Below are 19,287 nucleotides of genomic sequence, written 5' to 3' on the forward strand. Positions count from 1 at the left end.
CCATTATTATCTATTTTACCATTTTTTTCTATAAAGATAAACATTTTTCATGATTATAATTTCATATTTATTTAACACTATTTTTGACTAAGTTTTTTACATTTATGATACACTTAATTTTGGTGGAATACTTACTAACATACATATATGCTAAACTATTATTTTTCATTCCTTTAATTAATTTAATTGGTCGGCAAACCTATTTTTATTATATCAAAGGATTTTATTTATGCATAGCCTTCCACTTCCTTTGACCACTCACTCAGCAAGTGGTTTACTTTATAAAAAAAGGAAAAAATTACTTTTCAATTTCAGTAATTTTTTCCTTTTTTAATTAATTTATTTTACTTTTATTATGATCTTGAAAAATCTATAACGTCTTCTCTTGAAGAAAGTCCAACTAATTTATTTGTAACTTCTCCATTTTTGAAAAGTAATAGAGTAGGTATACTCATAACTCTAAATTGAGCTGCTAACTCCTCTTCTTCATCAATGTTTATCTTAGCGATCTTTACAGTTCCTGCTAACTCTCCATCAACCTCTTCTAAGATTGGTGCTAAAGCTTTACAAGGTCCACACCAAGATGCCCAGAAATCAACTACTATTGGTTCTTTTGATTGTAATACTTCCTTTTCAAAGTTTTCTTTTGTTATATGTAATATTGCCATTTTATAAACCTCCTTAATATTTTTTCAATCTATACTATTAGTATACACTATTTTTCCGTTTTTGTCTATTATCTTCTTATAATTCTATCTGCAACCATAGCTGCTCTTTTATTGGATAATACATCATGAACTCTAACTATGTCCACACCTTTTTCTATACCTATAACTGTAGTTGCAACTGTCCCTTCTACTCTCTCTTCAGGGGCTACCTCACCCAATATTGTACCTATAAATCTTTTTCTTGACGCACCTAAAAGTAATCTTCCTAAATCTCTTAATTCCTGTAATCTTGACAATACTTCTAAATTCTCATCTATCCCTTTTCCAAAACCAATTCCAGGATCCAATATGATTCTTTCTTTAGAGATTCCATAATTTTCAGCTATTTTATAAGTTTTTTCAAAAAACTTTTTCATAGTTGTAATTATATCCTCTCTATACTCTTTTCCATTCTGATTGTGCATAGCAATTACTGGTACATCATATTTTTTTACCACTTCTGCCATCTCTCCACTATCATATTGTAATCCCCATATATCATTTAGTATATGAGCTCCAGCTTCAAAAGCTGCCTTTGCTACCCTATGTTTATATGTATCTATAGAAACAATAGCCCCCAATTCAACAACTTTTTTTATAACTGGTACTACTCTATCTATCTCCTCTTCTGCACTTATCTCAACATATCCAGGTCTAGTAGATTCACCACCAATATCTATTATGTCAACTCCCTCATCTATCATCTTTTTGGCATGTTCTACAGCTTTCTCTAGGGTATTATGTTGTCCACCATCAGAAAAAGAATCAGGAGTTACATTTAAGATACCCATTATTAAAGTCTTTTTACCAAGCTCTATCTCTTTATCTCTACATTTTAATACTTGTACCTCTCTTCTATTTTTTTTATATACCATAGGTACAAATCTAATCCCTTTTATATTCTGCTCCTCATCTGTAACTGTAAATCCCATTTTTTTATAGATATTTACAGCATTTAATGATGAGTTTACTGTTATCTCATTCTCCTTAGTCAAAGATAGTACTTTTTGAAAAAGCTCTTTTCCTATTCCCTTTCTTTGATAGTACTTTTTTACAAAGAACAAACATATGTGTTGTCTATCTTGCAATCCAATTATTCCAACTAACTCTCTTCTGTCATAAGTTCCATATATTTCAAATGAATTAATTAATTCTCTACAGTCTAAAAACTTTCTAAACTCTTCGACACCTGAACGATTATAGTTAAATGCCTCACTCTCTAAAAAAACATCCCAAACAAGTTTTAACGCCTTATTTATCTCTAATTTTTCAAGCTTCCTAATCTCCATTTTTTACCCCACTCTCTTTTATCTTTCTAGCTAACATCAAGATACTCTTTCTTTCCAATGGATGAATGTAATTTGGAGCAATCTCTGCCAGTGGATCTAGTACAAACTCTCTTTCACATATCCAAGGGTGTGGAACAGCTAAATTATCCTCTCCTATTACCTCATTATCGTAGAATAAGATATCAATATCTATTATTCTAGGCCCCCACTTTATCTCTCTCACTCTTCCCATTTCCAACTCTATTTTTAAAATAGAACTCAAAAATTCTTGGGCTGTCATAAGTGTTTTTACTTCTAAACAAGCATTTAAAAAATTATCCTGCTCTATATAACCAAAAGGTTCTGTCTCTAGTATTGTACTTTTTTTAGTTATAGTTGTATCCTTCAATTCTCCAATTCTCTTGATAGCTTCTAACAGATTCTCTCTCTTTTCTCCCATATTACTTCCTAAAGAGAGATATATTCTATGCCATTTTCTCACAATCTCTACAGCTACATTTTCAAAGTGCATCTGTAGTGGAGCCCACGGTTTTTTTACTATAACTTTTACCTCTTTTACCAACTCATATTTTTTTAAAATCATCTCTGCTATCTCTTCAGCACAGCTCTCTATCAAATCCACACTCTTCTCAAGAAATAGTTTTTCTACATCTTGAGCAACTAACCCATAGTGAACTGATTTACTTAAATCTCCTGTTTTCCCAGCTTCTCTTGTATCTACAGTAAGCTCTAAAGATACCAAAAATTTTTGTCCTAATTTCTTCTCTTCAGGAAATACCCCGTGAAATCCTATAAACTCTAGGTTATTTATATATATTTTATCCATTATATCACCACTATTTTAATAAAGTTAAAACCTCTACTCTTCTATTTGTATCCTGTTCAAAGATTCCTCGATATGAAGTAGTTATTATTTGACTATTCTCTTTTTTAGCACCTCTCATTGTCATACACAGATGTCTTGCTTTTATTATTACCATAACTCCTTGGCAATCAAGTGTATTGTATATTACATCTGCTAACTCACTTCCTAATCTTTCCTGTATTTGAGGTCTTTTTGCTAGTATCTCTATACTTTTGATAATATCTCCAAAACCTACTATCTTCCCATTTGGAATATATGCTACATCTATTGTTCCAAAAAAGGGTAGAAAATGGTGCTCACACATAGAGTAAAAGTCTATTGATTTTTCCATTACTAGATCATTACTATTTACTGAAAAATGTCTCTGTAAAGGTTCACTTGGATCCTTGTCAATTCCTGCAAATAATTCTGAATAACTCTGAGCAACTCTTTGTGGAGTCTCTCTCAATCCCTCTCTTTCTCTATCTTCTCCTATCCCATCCAATATGGCTTTAAAAGCTTCCTCTATCTTCTCTAACTCCATCTTCTCTTCCTCTTTCTATTATTTTAAAATTTTATAAAAAAGAGGATAACAATAGCTATCCTCTTTTATCTTATCTTTCTTCTATTTGATTTAAATCTGCCATCTTACTAAAGATATCAGTTAAAAATCTTAGTTGAGATAGTCTATTATTTTTAATAGTTTCATCTTTGTCCATAACTATTATTTTATCAAAGTAGTTATTGATTATATCTTTTCCAGTAGTTATCTCTTTTAAATATTTAGAATAATCTTTATTAGCTAAAGCCTCTTCCACTTTTTCACTTAAGTTCATTGAGAAGTTATATAGTTCTTTCTCAATCTCCTCTTTAAATAGAGCTGTATCTACTGTCATATCTCTATGATCTTTTGAGATGTTTCCAACTCTTTTTAATACAGGTAAAAGCTCTCCAAATTCCTTCTCTTTTGCAAAAGCTTCAAGAGTTTTTACTCTCTCTAATGCTTCTACTATATTGTCATAATCTCTGTTTAATACAGCATCTATTACATCTTTACTGAATCCCATATCTCCAAAGATATTGATCTCTCTCTGTTTAAAGAACTCTAATACCTCTGCTTCAACCTCTGCTCTATCTCTTTTTAGTACTCCATCAGCTTGTAAAGTATCTAGTGATCTATTTACAAGAGCTTTTAAAGAGATATTTAATTTTGAATTGATAATTACGTTTACAATTCCTAAAGCTGCTCTTCTTAAAGCAAATGGGTCTTTAGATCCACTTGGTATAACTCCTACACCAAAACAACCAACTAGAGTATCCAATCTATCAGAGATACCAGCTATAATTCCTTCCATCTCTGTAGGTAGTAAATCTCCTTGGAATCTTGGATAGTAATGCTCTTTTATTCCTAGAGAAACTTTCTCATTTTCACCTGATTTTAAAGCATAGTCTGCTCCCATAAATCCTTGTAATTTAGTAAACTCTTTCTCTCCAATCATATTTGAAACTAGGTCTGCTTTTGCTAAGTATACAGTTCTTAAAACATCTTCTCTTCTATCTGCACAACCTAATACGTCCACTAAATAGTTAGCTATCTCTCTACTTCTCTCTATTTTTTGGTATATAGTTCCTAAATCTTTTTGGAAAACAACAGTTTTTAATTTCTCTACATTATCTGCTAACGGGTGTTTTAAATCCTCTTGATAGAAGAATCTAGCATCTGCTAATCTAGCTGATAATACTTTCTCATTTCCTTTTCTTACATAATCAGAACTCTCTACACCATTTCTTACAACAACAAATTTAGGTAGTAGTTTTCCATTATTATCTAAAATTGGGAAATATCTTTGGTGTACTTGCATTGATATTATTAAAACCTCTTGTGGTACCTCTAAGAAATCTGAATTAAAAGTTCCAACTATAGGACAAGGGTACTCTATTAAGTTTGTTACCTCATCTAATAACTCATCTTCTATATGTACTTGCTCTCCCTCTTCAGCACACTTTGCTACTAGATCTTTTACTAGAGCTCTTCTCTCATCTAGATCTATAATTACATTATTTTCTCTTATTTTTGTAAAGTACTCATCTATATTTGATACTTCAAACTCTTTTCCAAAGAATCTATGTCCTCTTGATCTATTTCCGCTAGTTATTCCCTCTATTTCAAAAGGTATTACCTCTGACTCACATAGAGCTAAGAACCATTGAACTGGTCTTGCAAATCTTAATTTTTTATCAGCCCATTTCATTGATTTTGGGAAGTTTAACTCAAGAACTAGAGATTTTAATATCTCTGATAATAACTCTTTTGTCTCTCTTCCTTCCATAAATTTTCTAGCAGCTATATACTCTCCCTTTGGAGTTTCTACAATCTCTAATTGCTCAGGCTCTATACCTTGTGACTTAGCAAATCCAAGTCCTGCTCTAGATAGCTCTCCATTTACATAAGCTACACTCTTAGCTGGTCCCATATTTACAAGATCTAAGTCCTCCTGTTTTTCAGCTAAATTATGAACATCTAAAATAAGTCTTCTTGGTGTTCCATAAGTTTTTATCTCATCAAATTTAATTCTTTCTGTTTCTAATTTTGTTTCTAAATTATGTTTTAAATCATTTAATGCCTGCTTCAAAAATCTTGCTGGCAACTCTTCCATTCCAATTTCAAATAGTAATCTCAACGTTCTTCCTCCTCTATTTCTTTAATAATGGATATCCTAAATCTTTTCTATTTTGAACATAAACTTCAGCACATCTTCTTGCCAAGTTTCTAACTCTTAATATATATGCCATTCTCTCAGTAGTAGATATAGCTCCTCTTGAATCTAGTACATTGAAAACGTGAGAACATTTTAATACATAATCATATGCTGGTAATACTAATCCTTCATCTAGTATTCTTGTAGCTTCTTTTTCATACTCATCAAACCATTTAAAGTGTTTGTCTAAATCTGCTAATTCAAAAGAATATTTAGAATTCTCATATTCAAACTGGAATCTCATATCTCCATATTTAACACCAGGTGCCCACTCTAAATCATAAATATTCTCTTTATTTTGTATGTATAGTGCAATTCTTTCTAGTCCATAAGTGATCTCAACAGGAATAGGATCTAATTCTAAACCTCCTACTTGTTGGAAATATGTAAACTGAGTAACTTCCATTCCATCTAACCATACTTCCCAACCAAGTCCCCATGCTCCTAATGTAGGTGATTCCCAGTCGTCTTCAACAAAACGAATATCATGTTTTTCTGGCTCTATCCCCAATACTCTTAAACTTTCTAAATAAAGTTCTTGAATATTTAATGGAGATGGTTTCATTATAACTTGAAATTGGTGGTGTTGATATACTCTATTTGGATTTTCTCCATATCTTCCATCTTTTGGTCTTCTTGATGGCTCAACATATGCCACACTCCATGGCTCTGGTCCTAGTGACATAAGGAATGTATTTGGGTTAAATGTTCCTGCTCCTTTTTCTATATCATAAGGATTTCCTAATACACACCCTTTTGAACTCCAATATTTTTGAAGAGCAAAAATTATCTCTTGAAATGTCATTGCTTATCCTCCTCTTTTTCTCTCTTCCCTTTTAAAATTAATTGATCTAACAATATAAATATTACACCTATATTTATCCATACATCTGCAACATTGAATACATATGACCAGATACCTCTAAAGTCTACCATATCTACTACGTATCCTCTAAAAGCTCTATCTATCATATTTCCAACTGCACCTGACAATATATAGATAAATCCAAGCTTCTCTATAAAAGATAATTTATTTTTCTCTTTATATAAGTAATAAGCAATAGCTACAATTGCTATAATTGTAGCTACACTTATTATATCTAGTTTTCCTTGAAACATTCCAAAGGCAATACCTCTATTTTTTACATAAGTTATGTGAAAAAAGTTGTTTATCATAGGTATTGTCTCTCCCTCTAGCATATTTAAATCTATTAAATATTTAGATAATTGATCAATACCTACAAGTATCAAGATTAAAACTATATATATCATACTTTCTCCTAGTTATTATTTAATACAGCTGCACATCTTGGACATAGTGTTGGATGGTTGCTATCTTTTCCAATCTCTGTTGAATATTTCCAACATCTTTCACATTTTTCTCCATCAGCATGTACTACTTTTATGTATAGATCTTGTAACTCTTCACCTTTTACAAATGTATCATCAATAGCATCTACTATTTCAACATCTGATACGATTAAAGCTAATTCTAATCTATCTCTATTCTCCACTAAGAAGTTTTGCATTTCAGAGTTTGCAAAATGTAAAATTACCTTAGCATCTAAAGAGTTTCCGATTATTCTGTTCTCTCCTTGTCTTGCTTTTTCTAGCATCTTATTGCTCTCTTTTCTAATTTTTATAATATCTGCCCATTTTGCTTCTACTTCTGAATTTAGATACTCATCATTCTCTTCATACCAAGAGCTTAATAATACTGATTCCTCATCTTTTAAAGACTCTGGTAATGTATCCCAAATCTCCTCAGCTGTGAATGAAAGAATTGGTGCTATCATCTTAGTTAAAGTTAATAGTATCTCAGTCATTACTGTTTGAGCTGATTTTCTATCTAGAGAGTCTGTTCCCTCTGTATAAAGTCTATCTTTTATGATATCTAGATAGAAAGCAGACATATCTACTCCTGCAAAATAGTGTATATCTTGGAATAAGTTATAGAACTCATATTTTTCATAGTTCTCAGTAACTTTTCTTTTTAAAATCTCCAACTTATTTAATGCCCATTTATCAATTTCCATTAAATCTTTATATGCTACTTTGTCAGTTGCAGGGTTGAAGTCATTACTGTTTCCTAAAATATATCTAGCAGTATTTCTTACTCTTCTATATGCTTCTGCCATCTGTTTTAGGATGTTGTCAGAAATTTTTACATCTTCTCTATAATCTACTGAAGCACACCATAATCTTAAGATATCTGCTCCATATACTTTTATTACATCAGCTGGTACTACAACGTTTCCTACTGATTTAGACATCTTTTTACCCTCTCCATCATTTACAAATCCGTGTGTTAAGATCTTTTTGTATGGAGCATCATGAGTAGAACCTATTGATGTTAATAGTGATGTTTGGAACCAACCTCTGTGCTGATCTGATCCCTCTAAGTACATATCAGCTGGTCTATGTAATAACTCTCCTCTAGTTTCTAATACAGATCTATGAGATACTCCAGAGTCAAACCATACGTCCATTATGTTTGTCTCTTTTCTTAGAGTTACTCCTTTTAAGTTATATTTCTCTAATAACTCTTCACCTATTAACTCCTCTGCTGTATGTGTTAACCAAGCAGCTGTTCCCTCTTTTCTAACTATCTCTACTATTCTTGCTAAGATCTCTTTATTGTATATCTCTTTTCCAGTCTCTTCGTTATAGAATACAGGAATTGGTACTCCCCATACTCTTTGTCTTGAGATACACCAGTCAGGTCTTGTCTCTAGCATAGATCCTATTCTATTTCTTCCCCAAGCTGGTACAAACTCTACATCATCTAATGCTCTTAGAGCTCTCTCTCTTAAGTCTGATCCCTCTGCTTTTACGAACCATTGCTCAGTTGCTCTAAATATTACTGGAGTTTTTGATCTCCAATCATGTGGATATGAGTGCTCTATATTTTTTAATTTTAATAGGTGTCCTGTCTCTTCTATATGAGCTACTATTGCCTTGTTAGCTTTTAAATAGAATAGTCCTGCAAACTCTCCTGCCTCTTCAGTTAAAACACCTTTATTGTTGATAGGTGAGATTACCTCTATACCATATCTAGTTGCCACTACATAGTCATCTTGTCCATGTCCAGGAGCTGTGTGTACACATCCTGTTCCTGCATCAGCTGTAACGTGTGTTCCTAAGATTATCATTCCAGTTCTATCTATGAATGGGTGCTTATATGTTGTTCTTTCAATCTCATTTCCTATGAACTCTTTTATTAACTCATAAGATGTTATCTCCATCTCAGCAAAAGCTTTCTCGGCTAACTCTTTTGCTAAAATTAAGTTTCCTTTTTCAGTTTTATATACTCCATATTCAAAGTTAGGATTTAATGATATTGCCATATTCGCAGGTAAAGTCCATGGAGTTGTTGTCCAAATTACTACCCAAGTTTGCTCTGTTAATCCTAGTTTTTCTAATAGATCAGAGTTAGCTTCCATTCTAACATAGATAGATGGAGATGTTACATTTTTATACTCTATCTCTGCTTCAGCTAGTGCTGTTTCTGTAACTGGTGACCAGTAAATTGGTTTTAATCCTTTAAATACATATCCATTTTCATAAAGCTCTCCAAATACCTCTAATTGTTTAGCTTCATATTCTGGTTTTAATGTTAGATATGGATTTTCCCAATCTCCTAATACTCCTAATCTTTTAAATCCTTCTCTTTGGATAGATACCCATTTTAAAGCATATTCTGTACAAAGTTTTCTTATCTCTAATGGAGACATCTCTTTTGCTTTATCTCCTAATTGCTCAGTTACTTTTAATTCGATAGGTAATCCGTGAGTATCCCATCCAGGTATGTATGGTGCATTATACCCTCTTAATCTTTTATATTTTAAAATGATATCTTTAAGAATTTTATTCAAAGCATGACCTATGTGGATATCACCGTTAGCATAAGGTGGTCCATCATGTAATATAAATGATTTTGTACCTTTTGTTAATCCTTTTTCATAGATCTTATTTTCTTCCCATTTTTGAATAATTTTAGGTTCCTTATTTGGAAGATTTGCCTTCATTTGAAAACTTGTCTTCGGAAGGTTTAATGTTGCTCCGTAATCCTTTTCACTCATTATAAAATCTCCTCCTTATATATATTTAAAGTTATTTTTACGTCCGTTCCTTCATTCTCTTGAGATAAAATCTTAATTACTCCGTGGTGGTCCTTCACAATCCTTGATACTATTGCTAGACCTAGGCCTGGAGAGTTTTCATTATAACCTACAAATGGTTCAAATACATTTTCTAACTGCTCTTTTGTCATTCCTATTCCATTATCGATTATATTAATTCTTATTTTATCTACATTTTTTTCTTTTGTCACTATAATATTTATTTTTTTATTATCTTGATTTTTTTTATCAAAAGATTCTTTAGCATTTTTTATAACTTCATATAGAGCTCTCTTTAATCTTGCTCTATTTCCTATTATCTTTCCATTATAGTTAATAAAGGTTGAGATATTTATCCCTATTTTCTCCAATTTTTCCTCTACTCCAGAGATTACTTCTGAGATTATCTCCTCAATATCTATAATTTCAAGTGGTTCATCACTTTTTACATTGATGTACTCATTCAATATCTCTTTTTCACGCTTAAGTTTGATTATCTCATTTTTTATCTCTTGAATCTGAATTTTAAGCAAAATATTACTTTGATCATATTCAGTCATCTTTTCCATAAAATCTAGCATCTTCTCAAAGGAATTCTCCCTACTCTTAAAAAACCTCTCCACAAGTTTTCCTGTAGTTACAGCTCTTTCTAAGTCGATCTTCTCCTCTTCAATAGTTCTATTTTTTATTCTAATTGCTATGTTTAGAGATAACAATGTTAGTAACTCAACCTCTTCTTGAGATATGTTGTTATCCTTCCCAAAATAATCAACTACTATACAACCATAGTTTCTCTTCTCACTATAGATTGGCATAATCAAAAATCTATTGATTCCAAAACTTTTAAATAATTCATTTCCTAAATTATATTTGTATCCTTTATCATTTTCGAAAATTATTCTTTTCTCCACAAGAGATTTCACAATTAAACTATCTGATTTAAATGGTATTTTTATAAGTTTTACAAGTTCATTCAATTCAGCTATTTGGAATTTAAACCCTGAAGTATTTCCTTCATTGTTTAATACCTCTCTTTTTACACGATTATTTATAACTGCCAACTCTCCTACTAATCTATCTGCTTCTCTACTATATCTAAAGTACATAGCACGACTATAGCCCAGCCCTACCTCTGAAGTAAAGGCTGACATTATCTCCTTTACAGTTACAGTCATATCATTTTCAATCTGTATATTCATCAAAATTCTTTCAATTGAATCCAGTCTTTTCAAAGTTCCCAAAAGCTTTTTGTTTTTATTTTTTGCTTGTTCCTCATTATTTCTAATATCTTCGGCCATTTTATTAAAACTTTTTGAAAGAGTTCTTATCTCATCTACTCCCTCAGGTTTCACAAAAATCTTATAATTTCCCTTACTTACCTCTTCAGCTGCATCTATTATCTTAGATAAAGGTTCCAAAAGATTCCCAAATAACTTTGCTGAAACAGTTGTACTAACTGCCACAAATAGAAGTATTATCATTATTACTGATAAAGATACTACTCTTTTCAATTTCTCAATAGCTTCATAATATATAGCCACTCCCATACTTCCTATATACTCATTTTTGTAGTCATATAGGTCTGTCAAAGCTATATAATAAACCTCTTTATTGCTATCTTTCTTTTTATAAATATAACTAAATTTTTGAATGAAATTTCTACCTGGGTCTCTCTTCTTGATTGCTCTTATCTCATCTGCAAAATTAAGTCCATTGGAAATGTATTTACCATCAATTAATAGTATTATACTATCCTCTTCTCCTAAGCCTCCTACAGCTTCTAAAGCATTTAAAACATCTTGGTTAGTTGGCATAGTCAATACAACATAGAGTTTTCTCGACCTTTCAACCTCATATCTCAATATCGTTCTAGAGTATATGTTATCTCCATTTTTAAAGAAATACGTAGTTTTTATCTCACCATCATTTTGAGCCACATTCTCTTTAAATCCAACTTGATCTATGATTGTTTTTCTATGATTCTCATTTGATTCTGCCAATACAATTCCATCTTCATCTACTATTGATAGATTTGAATCCTTATACATGCTAAAGTTTTTCTTTAATAATCTAGTTTGAAGCATCTTTGCTTGTTGAGTGTAGGTAAAATTTTTCCTAAAATTTCTGTCTCCTAAAGCCCCTACATTTCTTATTACCTGGTTAAGATCATCCTTAGACTTTAAAATCTCACCACTGTATGCCCTTGTTATTAAAGCTACCTTATCTCTAGCCGAATCTATAAATTTAGACTCAATATTTTGAAATGCTGTAAAAGTTAAAAAGAGGGCAATAGTGATTGATACCATCACTATTGCAATATCATTATAAAATACCATTCTAAATAAAAGAGAACTTCTACTTACCTTCATTGAAATTATTTCTCCTTCTTAGTTAATCCTACTCTCTCTCTCTCTTTATCAATATCTTTTATTCTTACTTTAATTATCTGTCCAACTGATAATACCTTACTTGGATCATCTATAAATTTATTTGAAATCTCTGAAATATGTAAAAGTGCATCATTTTTTAAACCAATATCTATAAAAGCACCAAATTTTACTACATTTCTAACTGTTCCTTCTATCTCCATTCCTGGTTGTAAATTCTCTATGTTCAATATATCTGATTTTAAAAGTGGTTTCTCAAAACTATCTCTAGGGTCTCTTCTATCTCTAATCAACGCTTCATAGATATCCTTAACTGTCTCTAATCCATACTCTTTCTCTTTTGCAAATTTTTCATATGCAAAACCTTTCAATTTCTCTCTAGCTACATTTAGATCACTCTTGTAGTCAGCTATTGAAATTCCTGCTTCTGTCAATATATCTGTTGCTATATGATAAGATTCAGGGTGGATTATTGTATTATCCAGTACATTCTCTCCATCAACTATTACTAAGAATCCAGCCATTTGCTCATAAGCTTTAGCTCCAATTCCCTTAACTTTTAATAGCTCTTTTCTATTTTTAAAGTTTCCATTCTCTTTTCTATAATCAACTATATTTTTAGCTATATTTTTCTTTATTCCAGAGATATGTGATAGTAAAGCCCAAGAAGCTGTATTTAGATTAGCTCCTACACTGTTTACCACATTTGTTATAACAGCATCTAGTGAATCATCTAATCTTCCTTGATTGACATCGTGCTGATACATTCCTACCCCTATTGATTTTGGATCAATTTTTACAAGTTCTGCAAGTGGATCTTGAACTCTTCTTCCTATAGAGATAGCTCCTCTAACTGTAACATCTAGATCTGGAAACTCCTCAGCTGCAATTTTAGATGCTGAATATATTGATGCTCCAGCTTCATTAGCTATAAGATATTTAGCTGGTAGATTGTATTTTTTTATAACTCCTGCTACAAAGCTCTCAGTCTCCCTAGAAGCAGTTCCATTTCCTATTACAATAATATCAATCTCATATTTTTTCACATAGTCAACAATCTTATTCTCAGCAGTTTCTAGTTGTTTTGCATTATGCATATCTGCCACTAAAAAGAAAACGTCTTTCTCTCTATAAAATCCATTCTTATCTATAATTGCTACTTTACATCCTGTTCTATAACCAGGATCTAAAGCTAATATATTTTTTTCATTTAAAGGTGCTTGCATTAAAAGATTTTTTAAGTTATCCTTAAATACTGCTATTGCCTCTTCTTCAGCCTTATCAGTAAGAATATTTCTCACTTCTCTCTCAATAGCTGGTAATATCAATCTATCTAAAGCATCTACAACAATCTTTGAGTATAGATCCTGTAAATTTTTATTTTCAAAATCCTTCAATATTAGGTTTTCTACTCTAACTCTTACCTGTTCATCAAAATCAATTGCAGTGGATAATATATCTTCCTTCTCTCCTCTATTTACAGCTAAAATTCTATGAGAGGGTATCTTAGCTATAGGTTCGCTATATTGATAATAATCTGAATATACCTTTTTTATATCCAGCTCTCTTGCCTTTTTACTCTCTTTAGTTACTAATATTCCCTTAGTTAACATTATCTCTCTAATTTTTTCTCTGTATATTGGAGTTTCAGATATATTTTGTGCTAAGATCAACATAGCTCCTTCAATAGCCTCTTTTTCATCAGCTATCTCATCAGTTAAAAACTCCTTGGCCTTTAACTCTAAATCCTCCATTGATTTAGCTTTTAACATATACTCAGAAAACGGCTCTAAACCTCTTTCTTTTGCTATATCTGCTTTTGTTTTTCTCTTCTTTCTATAAGGAAAGTATATATCTTCAACCTCTTGAAGTTTTGTTGCAGAAAAAACAGCCTTCACTATATCATCAGTTAATTTTCCTTGCTCCTCAATTAATCTGATTACCTCTTCTTTTCTCTTCTCTAAGTTTCTTTGATATGTAACTGTTTCTAGTATTTTCCCTATCTCTACCTCATCAAGATTCTTAGTTACCTCTTTTCTATATCTTGCTATAAAAGGTATTGTTGCACCTTCATCTAAAAGTTGCATTGTATTAACTACTTGTACTGTAGATAAATTTAATTCTTTAGCCACTTGTTCAAATATCTTATCCATTTTTCACCTTTATTTTATATTTTATTGAACTTCTCTATATTATATCAAAACTTTATTAGCTTGTCTAATAGAAAAAAGGACTTTATACAGTAGTATAAAGCCCCTAAAATTCTTCTAATTAATTATTTTCTTTTTGCTTCTTCGAATTTTGCCCATACTCCAGCTTTAACTAATATTGATTTTACAGTTCTAGTTGGTTGAGCTCCGTTTAATAAGAATTTTACAATTTCTTCCTCTTTTAATACAACTCTAGAATCTTCTAATGGGAAGTAGTTTCCTAAGTAAGCAACTGCTTTACCATCTCTTTTTGATAATGCTTCCATAGCTGCGATTCTATAAGAAGGTCTTTTTTTGTCTCCTAATCTAGTTAATCTTAATTTTAACATAAATTTCACGTCTCCTTTTATTATTTATATTTTATTCTTTAAATTATTTATATGTTATTAAAATGGAAATTTTCCACCTTTAAATCCACCAAATGAAGGTAATGAAGGCATCTTACCACCACTGAACATCTTCATCATAGCTTTCATCTGTTCAAATTGTTTTAACAATCTATTTATATCTGCCACTTCAGTTCCACTACCCTTAGCTATTCTCTGTTTTCTACTAGCTTTAAGTATCTCAGGTTTCTTTCTCTCTTCTCTAGTCATTGATTGAATAATAGCTTCTACCTTTTTCATCTCTTTTTCAGCTGGAGCTAAATCTCCAATCTGTCCCATTCCAGGTATCATCTTTAAGATACTTCCTAGTGAACCTAATTTTTTTATATTTTGTAACTGTTTTAAGAAGTCATCTAAATCAAATTTTTGAGTTCTGATCTTCTCTTCCAGTGACTTTGCATCTTCTTCATCTATTGCACTTTGAGCCTTCTCAACTAATGAAACTACATCTCCCATTCCAAAAATTCTTGAAACAAGTCTCTCTGGGTGGAATAGTTCTATATCATCAATTTTCTCTCCAACTCCTACAAATTTTATTGGTTTTCCTACCACTGCTTTTATTGATAATGCAGCTCCTCCTCTAGTATCTCCATCTAATTTTGTAAGTACAACACCATCTATATTTAAAACATTATTAAATGATTCTGCTAAGTTAACAGCATCTTGACCTATCATTGCATCTACTACTAGTAAAATCTCCTGTGGTCTAGTTATTTTTTTTATATCTCTTAACTCATCCATTAATTTTTCATCAATGTGTAATCTTCCAGCAGTATCAATTATCATATATGTAGAACCTAGCTCTTTTGCTTTAGCAAGTCCTCTCTCACAGATTCCAACAGCATCCTGATGATCTAGCTCTGAATAAACCTCAATTCCTGTTTGCTCTCCTAAAACTTGTAACTGTTTTATCGCAGCTGGTCTGTACACGTCAGCTCCAACCATTAGAACTTTTTCACCCTGTTTTTTTAAGTAATTACCTAGTTTAGCAGCAAATGTAGTCTTTCCCGCTCCCTGTAATCCCGCTAACATAAGTACAGTTGGATTTCTTACTCCTTTTGTCAATCTGGCATTAGTTCCACCTAAAAGTTCTATCAATTCATCATTTACAATCTTTATAAACTGTTGTCCTGGATTTATCCCCTTTAAAACATCTGTTCCTATAGCTTTTTCTTGAATCTTAGCTGTAAAATCCTTTACTACTTTATAGTTAACATCGGCTTCTAAAAGTGACATCTTAACTTCTTTAAGAGCATCTTTTATATTGCTCTCACTCAACTTTCCATGTCCTCTTACTTTTTTAAAAACCTCTTGAAATCTAGAACCTAAATTATCTAACATATACACCTCGACTAAAATAATCTTTCTATTATCTCATCTAGTCTTTCAAGTTCAAAGTTCTCTCTCAGTCCTAAAAGTTCATCATAAATCTTTTTCTCTTTTTTATGAAAGCCTAGTTTCTCTTCATACTCTCTTAGTTGTTTTATCCCTCTTTTTATATTATCATAGACAGCCTGTCTACTGACACCATTGTTTTTAGCAATCTCTGACAGTGATAAATCTTCCTCAAAATGATTGATCAAGTACTCTTTTTGCTTATCACTCAACAAGTTTCTATAATAATCTAATAGAGTCGATACTTCTAAAAATTCATCTAATTCCATTATATCACCAGCATATTATATAAGATTATACAAAAACTGTCAAGTGTTTTTTCTTTACATTATATATTTTTTATAAAAAAAGTGCCAGTGAAACTTTTCTCACTAGCACTATCTATTAATTTCTATCTCTTATAGAAAATTTTCATTAAAATATACCATCAATGCTTCAAACTCTTTTTGAGTATTAGCCACTGTAAACATATCTATTCTAAATCCACCCATAGATGTCTTTAACTCTAAAGATAGAGTGCTCTCGTAATCAGCACTATCAAGAATAAAAAACTTAGAAACCTTTAATTTTCTATTTGGATTGTGGAAAACAACTTTTAATTTATTGATATATGGAGATGCTTTTAGCATTTTTAGCATATCCAAAAGCTCCTGTGGTCTCTCCTCTATAGTTGAAGGTAGCTCCTTTTCCCAGATACCAACATTTGTTGTTCTTCTTGGTAAATGTCTACAATCCTTTACTCTTCTTACATAGAAATCTCCCATTGCAGATAGTTCTACATAGATTTTTCCATCTTTTTCTATCTCTTCAACAAAGTAGCTAAGTTCCAATTTCTCATCTAAATATTTAGCTATAAGTGACTTTTCAATCTCTGTTCCTTTTACTAAAATATTGAAAAACTCTTTATTCTCTAGATAATAATTATAGTCAAGTTTTATAGGTAGTGGTGGAATTTCAGTTACATGTTCAAACTCTCTAAACATAAAATAAGATTTTACACCTAAGATTTGAGCCATTAAACTAACCATAAATATCTCTGCTGTATATCCTCCAACAGTACAAACAGAAACATTATACTTATTTCCAACTGTATCTACTATATTTCCAATCTCTTCTACTAAATTTCTTAATCCCTTTGTTTTAAATTCAATTGGATTTCTTTTATTCATAGCTGGAATAGCTTTTTTTGTAATATTTTTTACTATCTGTTTCTTTAGGAAAAACTCCTCTAAAACCTCACCAGCCAATCTTCCATTAACAGTATCATGAGTTATCATAAATAGGTGTTCCCCTGAAAAAACATTTTTCTCTCTCAAGTTCTCAACAGAGATGATCTCTATTCCGAATCTTATATCTCTTAAGTCCTCTATCTTTTCCTCTTCATAGTAGCTTAAAATATCGTCCTTTGTGATACTCTCTTTCTCAGGATTGTGCTTAATATAGTTATCTATTAGACTTGTTCCAACTGTAATTATTAAATTATCCAATTTCTTCCCTCCTACCTTTAATCATAAATTATCCTTACAGATATTATTACCTTTAATTAGAGGTTTGTCAATACTAAAGATAGTTTATTTTACATATCTCTACAAGCTACTATATTTGCACCTGTTCCTAAAATATTTTCTATGATTATCTCACCATGTTTTATTGGTGATTTTACCTCTATATTATTCAATAGTTTCATACACTCAAAATTTAGTTCTTTTGGAATACTCATATCTGTTTTTACAGGTAATCTATTGTGAACTCCACCAACTATTCTAACAGTTGAAGTTATAACTCTTTTAGGAGCAGTCAACTCCTCTTTAGCATATACCGGTCCTCTTGGACAAGTGTTTCCTGTCACATTCAAACTCTCTGTATCTATCTTTAAATGACATCCCATTGGACAAACTATACACACCATCTCTTTTATCATCTATCTCCCCTCCTCTGCTACCAAACATACCTCTATCTCTTTTCCTTTTACACCTTCTAATAGTTTTTTCGGAACAACTATTTTCTCCATCTCTCCTGGAGCTAGATGTGATTTTTTTAGATTTACAAGTATATTCTCTCCATCTCTTACCTGTAATCTCATATTTCTGTAGATATTATTTACTCTCATAGAGATCTCCAAAAATTTATCTAAATTCTCTATTCTATACTTTTGTGGCACTGTATAAGTTATTCCAAGTCCAGTTTTAATATCTATATACTCACCTGTCTGTGCCTCTCCCTTAACAAATTTTGCTGCTGCTTTCCCTGCTTTTCTTGCTTCTGCACTTACAAAGTCAACTAGATCATGTACATGAACCACATTTCCACAAGCAAAGATTCCAGGTATACTTGTTTCCATCATCTCATTAACAATTGGCCCTGAAGTTCTTCTATCTATTACAATTCCTGTTTTTCTTGAAATATCGTTCTCTGGTATAAGTCCTACTGAAAGTAGTAGTGTGTCACACTCATACTCTATCTCTGTTCCTGGTATAGGTCTTCTATTTTCATCAACCTTAGCAATTGTAACTCCCTCTACTCTCTCTTTTCCTTTTATATCAATAACAGTATGACTCAAATATAATGGGATGTTGTAGTCATTTAGACACTGAGCTATATTTCTAGCTAATCCTCCTGAAAATGGCATAAGTTCAACAACAGCTTTTACCTCTGCTCCCTCTAATGTCATTCTTCTAGCCATAATAAGTCCAATATCTCCAGATCCTAAAATCAAAACCTTCTTACCTACCATATATCCTTCCATATTGATAAATCTTTGAGCTGTTCCTGCTGTAAACACACCTGCTGGTCTCTCTCCTGGAATTGAGATAGCTCCTCTTGTTCTCTCTCTACAACCCATAGCTAGTATTATAGATTTAGCCTCTATCATCATGTATCCATCCACTGTATTTATTGCATGAACTATCTTCTCTGGAGTTACTTCCAATACCATTGTATCTAATTTATACTCAATATTATTCTCCTGTAATTTTTTTATAAATCTCTCTGCATACTCTGGTCCTGTAAGCTCTTCTTTAAATTCATGTAATCCAAAACCATTGTGGATACATTGTTGTAAAATTCCACCTAATTCCTTATCTCTCTCTATTACTAATATGCTCTCTACTCCATTATTTCTAGCCTCTATTGCTGCTGCAAGACCTCCAGGTCCTCCCCCTATTACCACTAAATCATATCTCATTTCCT

General features: G+C 31.6%; 16 protein-coding genes and 1 pseudogene. All 17 read right to left on the minus strand.

What is annotated here, in order from left to right; translation table 11 throughout:
• Nucleotides 1–353: 353 nt before the first annotated feature.
• Nucleotides 354–668: a thioredoxin gene (gene trxA / locus ABNK64_RS00380; RefSeq protein WP_498041305.1), complete on the minus strand. Its 315-nt coding sequence runs from the start codon at nucleotides 666–668 to the stop codon at nucleotides 354–356.
• A gap of 68 nt (nucleotides 669–736) precedes the next feature.
• Nucleotides 737–1,582: a dihydropteroate synthase gene (gene folP, locus ABNK64_RS00385; RefSeq protein WP_349763234.1), complete on the minus strand. Its 846-nt coding sequence runs from the start codon at nucleotides 1,580–1,582 to the stop codon at nucleotides 737–739.
• Nucleotides 1,583–1,996, minus strand: a pseudogene (locus ABNK64_RS00390) (GNAT family N-acetyltransferase); the annotation flags it as partial.
• Nucleotides 1,986–2,822 (minus strand): 2-amino-4-hydroxy-6-hydroxymethyldihydropteridine diphosphokinase, encoded by an 837-nt coding sequence (folK, locus tag ABNK64_RS00395; protein ID WP_349763118.1) that lies wholly within the window; start codon nucleotides 2,820–2,822, stop codon nucleotides 1,986–1,988. The pseudogene ABNK64_RS00390 and the gene folK, both read right to left, overlap by 11 nt.
• Before the next feature lie 10 nt (nucleotides 2,823–2,832).
• Entirely contained in the window at nucleotides 2,833–3,384 is a 552-nt protein-coding gene (gene folE / locus ABNK64_RS00400) for a GTP cyclohydrolase I FolE (protein ID WP_291256384.1), read from the minus strand.
• Between the two features lie 70 nt (nucleotides 3,385–3,454).
• Entirely contained in the window at nucleotides 3,455–5,521 is a 2,067-nt protein-coding gene (glyS, locus tag ABNK64_RS00405) for a glycine--tRNA ligase subunit beta (protein ID WP_349763120.1), read from the minus strand.
• A gap of 13 nt (nucleotides 5,522–5,534) precedes the next feature.
• Nucleotides 5,535–6,404 (minus strand): glycine--tRNA ligase subunit alpha, encoded by an 870-nt coding sequence (gene glyQ, locus ABNK64_RS00410; RefSeq protein ID WP_291256386.1) that lies wholly within the window; start codon nucleotides 6,402–6,404, stop codon nucleotides 5,535–5,537.
• Nucleotides 6,401–6,871: a signal peptidase II gene (gene lspA / locus ABNK64_RS00415; RefSeq protein WP_291256387.1), complete on the minus strand. Its 471-nt coding sequence runs from the start codon at nucleotides 6,869–6,871 to the stop codon at nucleotides 6,401–6,403. The genes glyQ and lspA overlap by 4 nt, the downstream gene beginning before the upstream one ends.
• An 8-nt stretch (nucleotides 6,872–6,879) precedes the next feature.
• On the minus strand, nucleotides 6,880–9,681 hold the full coding sequence (gene ileS, locus ABNK64_RS00420) for an isoleucine--tRNA ligase (RefSeq protein WP_291256388.1): 2,802 nt from the start codon (nucleotides 9,679–9,681) through the stop codon (nucleotides 6,880–6,882).
• Nucleotides 9,681–12,089: an ATP-binding protein gene (locus ABNK64_RS00425; protein ID WP_349763121.1), complete on the minus strand. Its 2,409-nt coding sequence runs from the start codon at nucleotides 12,087–12,089 to the stop codon at nucleotides 9,681–9,683. The genes ileS and ABNK64_RS00425 overlap by 1 nt, the downstream gene beginning before the upstream one ends.
• Nucleotides 12,090–12,094: 5 nt before the next feature.
• On the minus strand, nucleotides 12,095–14,260 hold the full coding sequence (locus tag ABNK64_RS00430; RefSeq protein ID WP_349763122.1) for a Tex family protein: 2,166 nt from the start codon (nucleotides 14,258–14,260) through the stop codon (nucleotides 12,095–12,097).
• A gap of 122 nt (nucleotides 14,261–14,382) precedes the next feature.
• On the minus strand, nucleotides 14,383–14,646 hold the full coding sequence (gene rpsP / locus ABNK64_RS00435; RefSeq protein WP_176846417.1) for a 30S ribosomal protein S16: 264 nt from the start codon (nucleotides 14,644–14,646) through the stop codon (nucleotides 14,383–14,385).
• Between the two features lie 57 nt (nucleotides 14,647–14,703).
• Complete coding sequence (ffh, locus tag ABNK64_RS00440) at nucleotides 14,704–16,044, minus strand: signal recognition particle protein (protein WP_349763123.1); 1,341 nt, start codon at nucleotides 16,042–16,044, stop codon at nucleotides 14,704–14,706.
• An 11-nt stretch (nucleotides 16,045–16,055) separates the two neighbouring features.
• Nucleotides 16,056–16,367 carry a YlxM family DNA-binding protein gene (gene ylxM / locus ABNK64_RS00445; protein ID WP_291256392.1) on the minus strand — a complete coding sequence of 104 codons (312 nt, stop codon included), beginning with the start codon at nucleotides 16,365–16,367 and terminating at the stop codon, nucleotides 16,056–16,058.
• A gap of 129 nt (nucleotides 16,368–16,496) precedes the next feature.
• Nucleotides 16,497–17,585, minus strand: a complete 1,089-nt coding sequence (locus tag ABNK64_RS00450) for an antitoxin (RefSeq protein ID WP_349763124.1) — start codon at nucleotides 17,583–17,585, stop codon at nucleotides 16,497–16,499.
• A gap of 89 nt (nucleotides 17,586–17,674) precedes the next feature.
• On the minus strand, nucleotides 17,675–18,019 hold the full coding sequence (locus ABNK64_RS00455) for a DUF1667 domain-containing protein (RefSeq protein ID WP_349763125.1): 345 nt from the start codon (nucleotides 18,017–18,019) through the stop codon (nucleotides 17,675–17,677).
• Nucleotides 18,020–19,282 carry an NAD(P)/FAD-dependent oxidoreductase gene (locus ABNK64_RS00460; RefSeq protein ID WP_300391008.1) on the minus strand — a complete coding sequence of 421 codons (1,263 nt, stop codon included), beginning with the start codon at nucleotides 19,280–19,282 and terminating at the stop codon, nucleotides 18,020–18,022.
• Nucleotides 19,283–19,287 lie beyond the last annotated feature (5 nt).

Source organism: Fusobacterium sp. SYSU M8D902, assembly GCF_040199715.1.
Classification (GTDB): domain Bacteria; phylum Fusobacteriota; class Fusobacteriia; order Fusobacteriales; family Fusobacteriaceae; genus Fusobacterium_A.

Bases quoted from the DNA above. Each gene is read 5' to 3' on its own strand.
- trxA (WP_498041305.1), bottom strand. From the start codon at position 668: ATGGCAATATTACATATAACAAAAGAAAACTTTGAAAAGGAAGTATTA.
- folP (WP_349763234.1), bottom strand. From the start codon at position 1,582: ATGGTATATAAAAAAAATAGAAGAGAGGTACAAGTATTAAAATGTAGA.
- folK (WP_349763118.1), bottom strand. From the start codon at position 2,822: ATGGATAAAATATATATAAATAACCTAGAGTTTATAGGATTTCACGGG.
- folE (WP_291256384.1), bottom strand. From the start codon at position 3,384: ATGGAGTTAGAGAAGATAGAGGAAGCTTTTAAAGCCATATTGGATGGG.
- glyQ (WP_291256386.1), bottom strand. From the start codon at position 6,404: ATGACATTTCAAGAGATAATTTTTGCTCTTCAAAAATATTGGAGTTCA.
- lspA (WP_291256387.1), bottom strand. From the start codon at position 6,871: ATGATATATATAGTTTTAATCTTGATACTTGTAGGTATTGATCAATTA.
- ileS (WP_291256388.1), bottom strand. From the start codon at position 9,681: ATGAGTGAAAAGGATTACGGAGCAACATTAAACCTTCCGAAGACAAGT.
- ABNK64_RS00425 (WP_349763121.1), bottom strand. From the start codon at position 12,089: ATGAAGGTAAGTAGAAGTTCTCTTTTATTTAGAATGGTATTTTATAAT.
- ABNK64_RS00430 (WP_349763122.1), bottom strand. From the start codon at position 14,260: ATGGATAAGATATTTGAACAAGTGGCTAAAGAATTAAATTTATCTACA.
- rpsP (WP_176846417.1), bottom strand. From the start codon at position 14,646: ATGTTAAAATTAAGATTAACTAGATTAGGAGACAAAAAAAGACCTTCT.
- ffh (WP_349763123.1), bottom strand. From the start codon at position 16,044: ATGTTAGATAATTTAGGTTCTAGATTTCAAGAGGTTTTTAAAAAAGTA.
- ylxM (WP_291256392.1), bottom strand. From the start codon at position 16,367: ATGGAATTAGATGAATTTTTAGAAGTATCGACTCTATTAGATTATTAT.
- ABNK64_RS00455 (WP_349763125.1), bottom strand. From the start codon at position 18,019: ATGATAAAAGAGATGGTGTGTATAGTTTGTCCAATGGGATGTCATTTA.
- ABNK64_RS00460 (WP_300391008.1), bottom strand. From the start codon at position 19,282: ATGAGATATGATTTAGTGGTAATAGGGGGAGGACCTGGAGGTCTTGCA.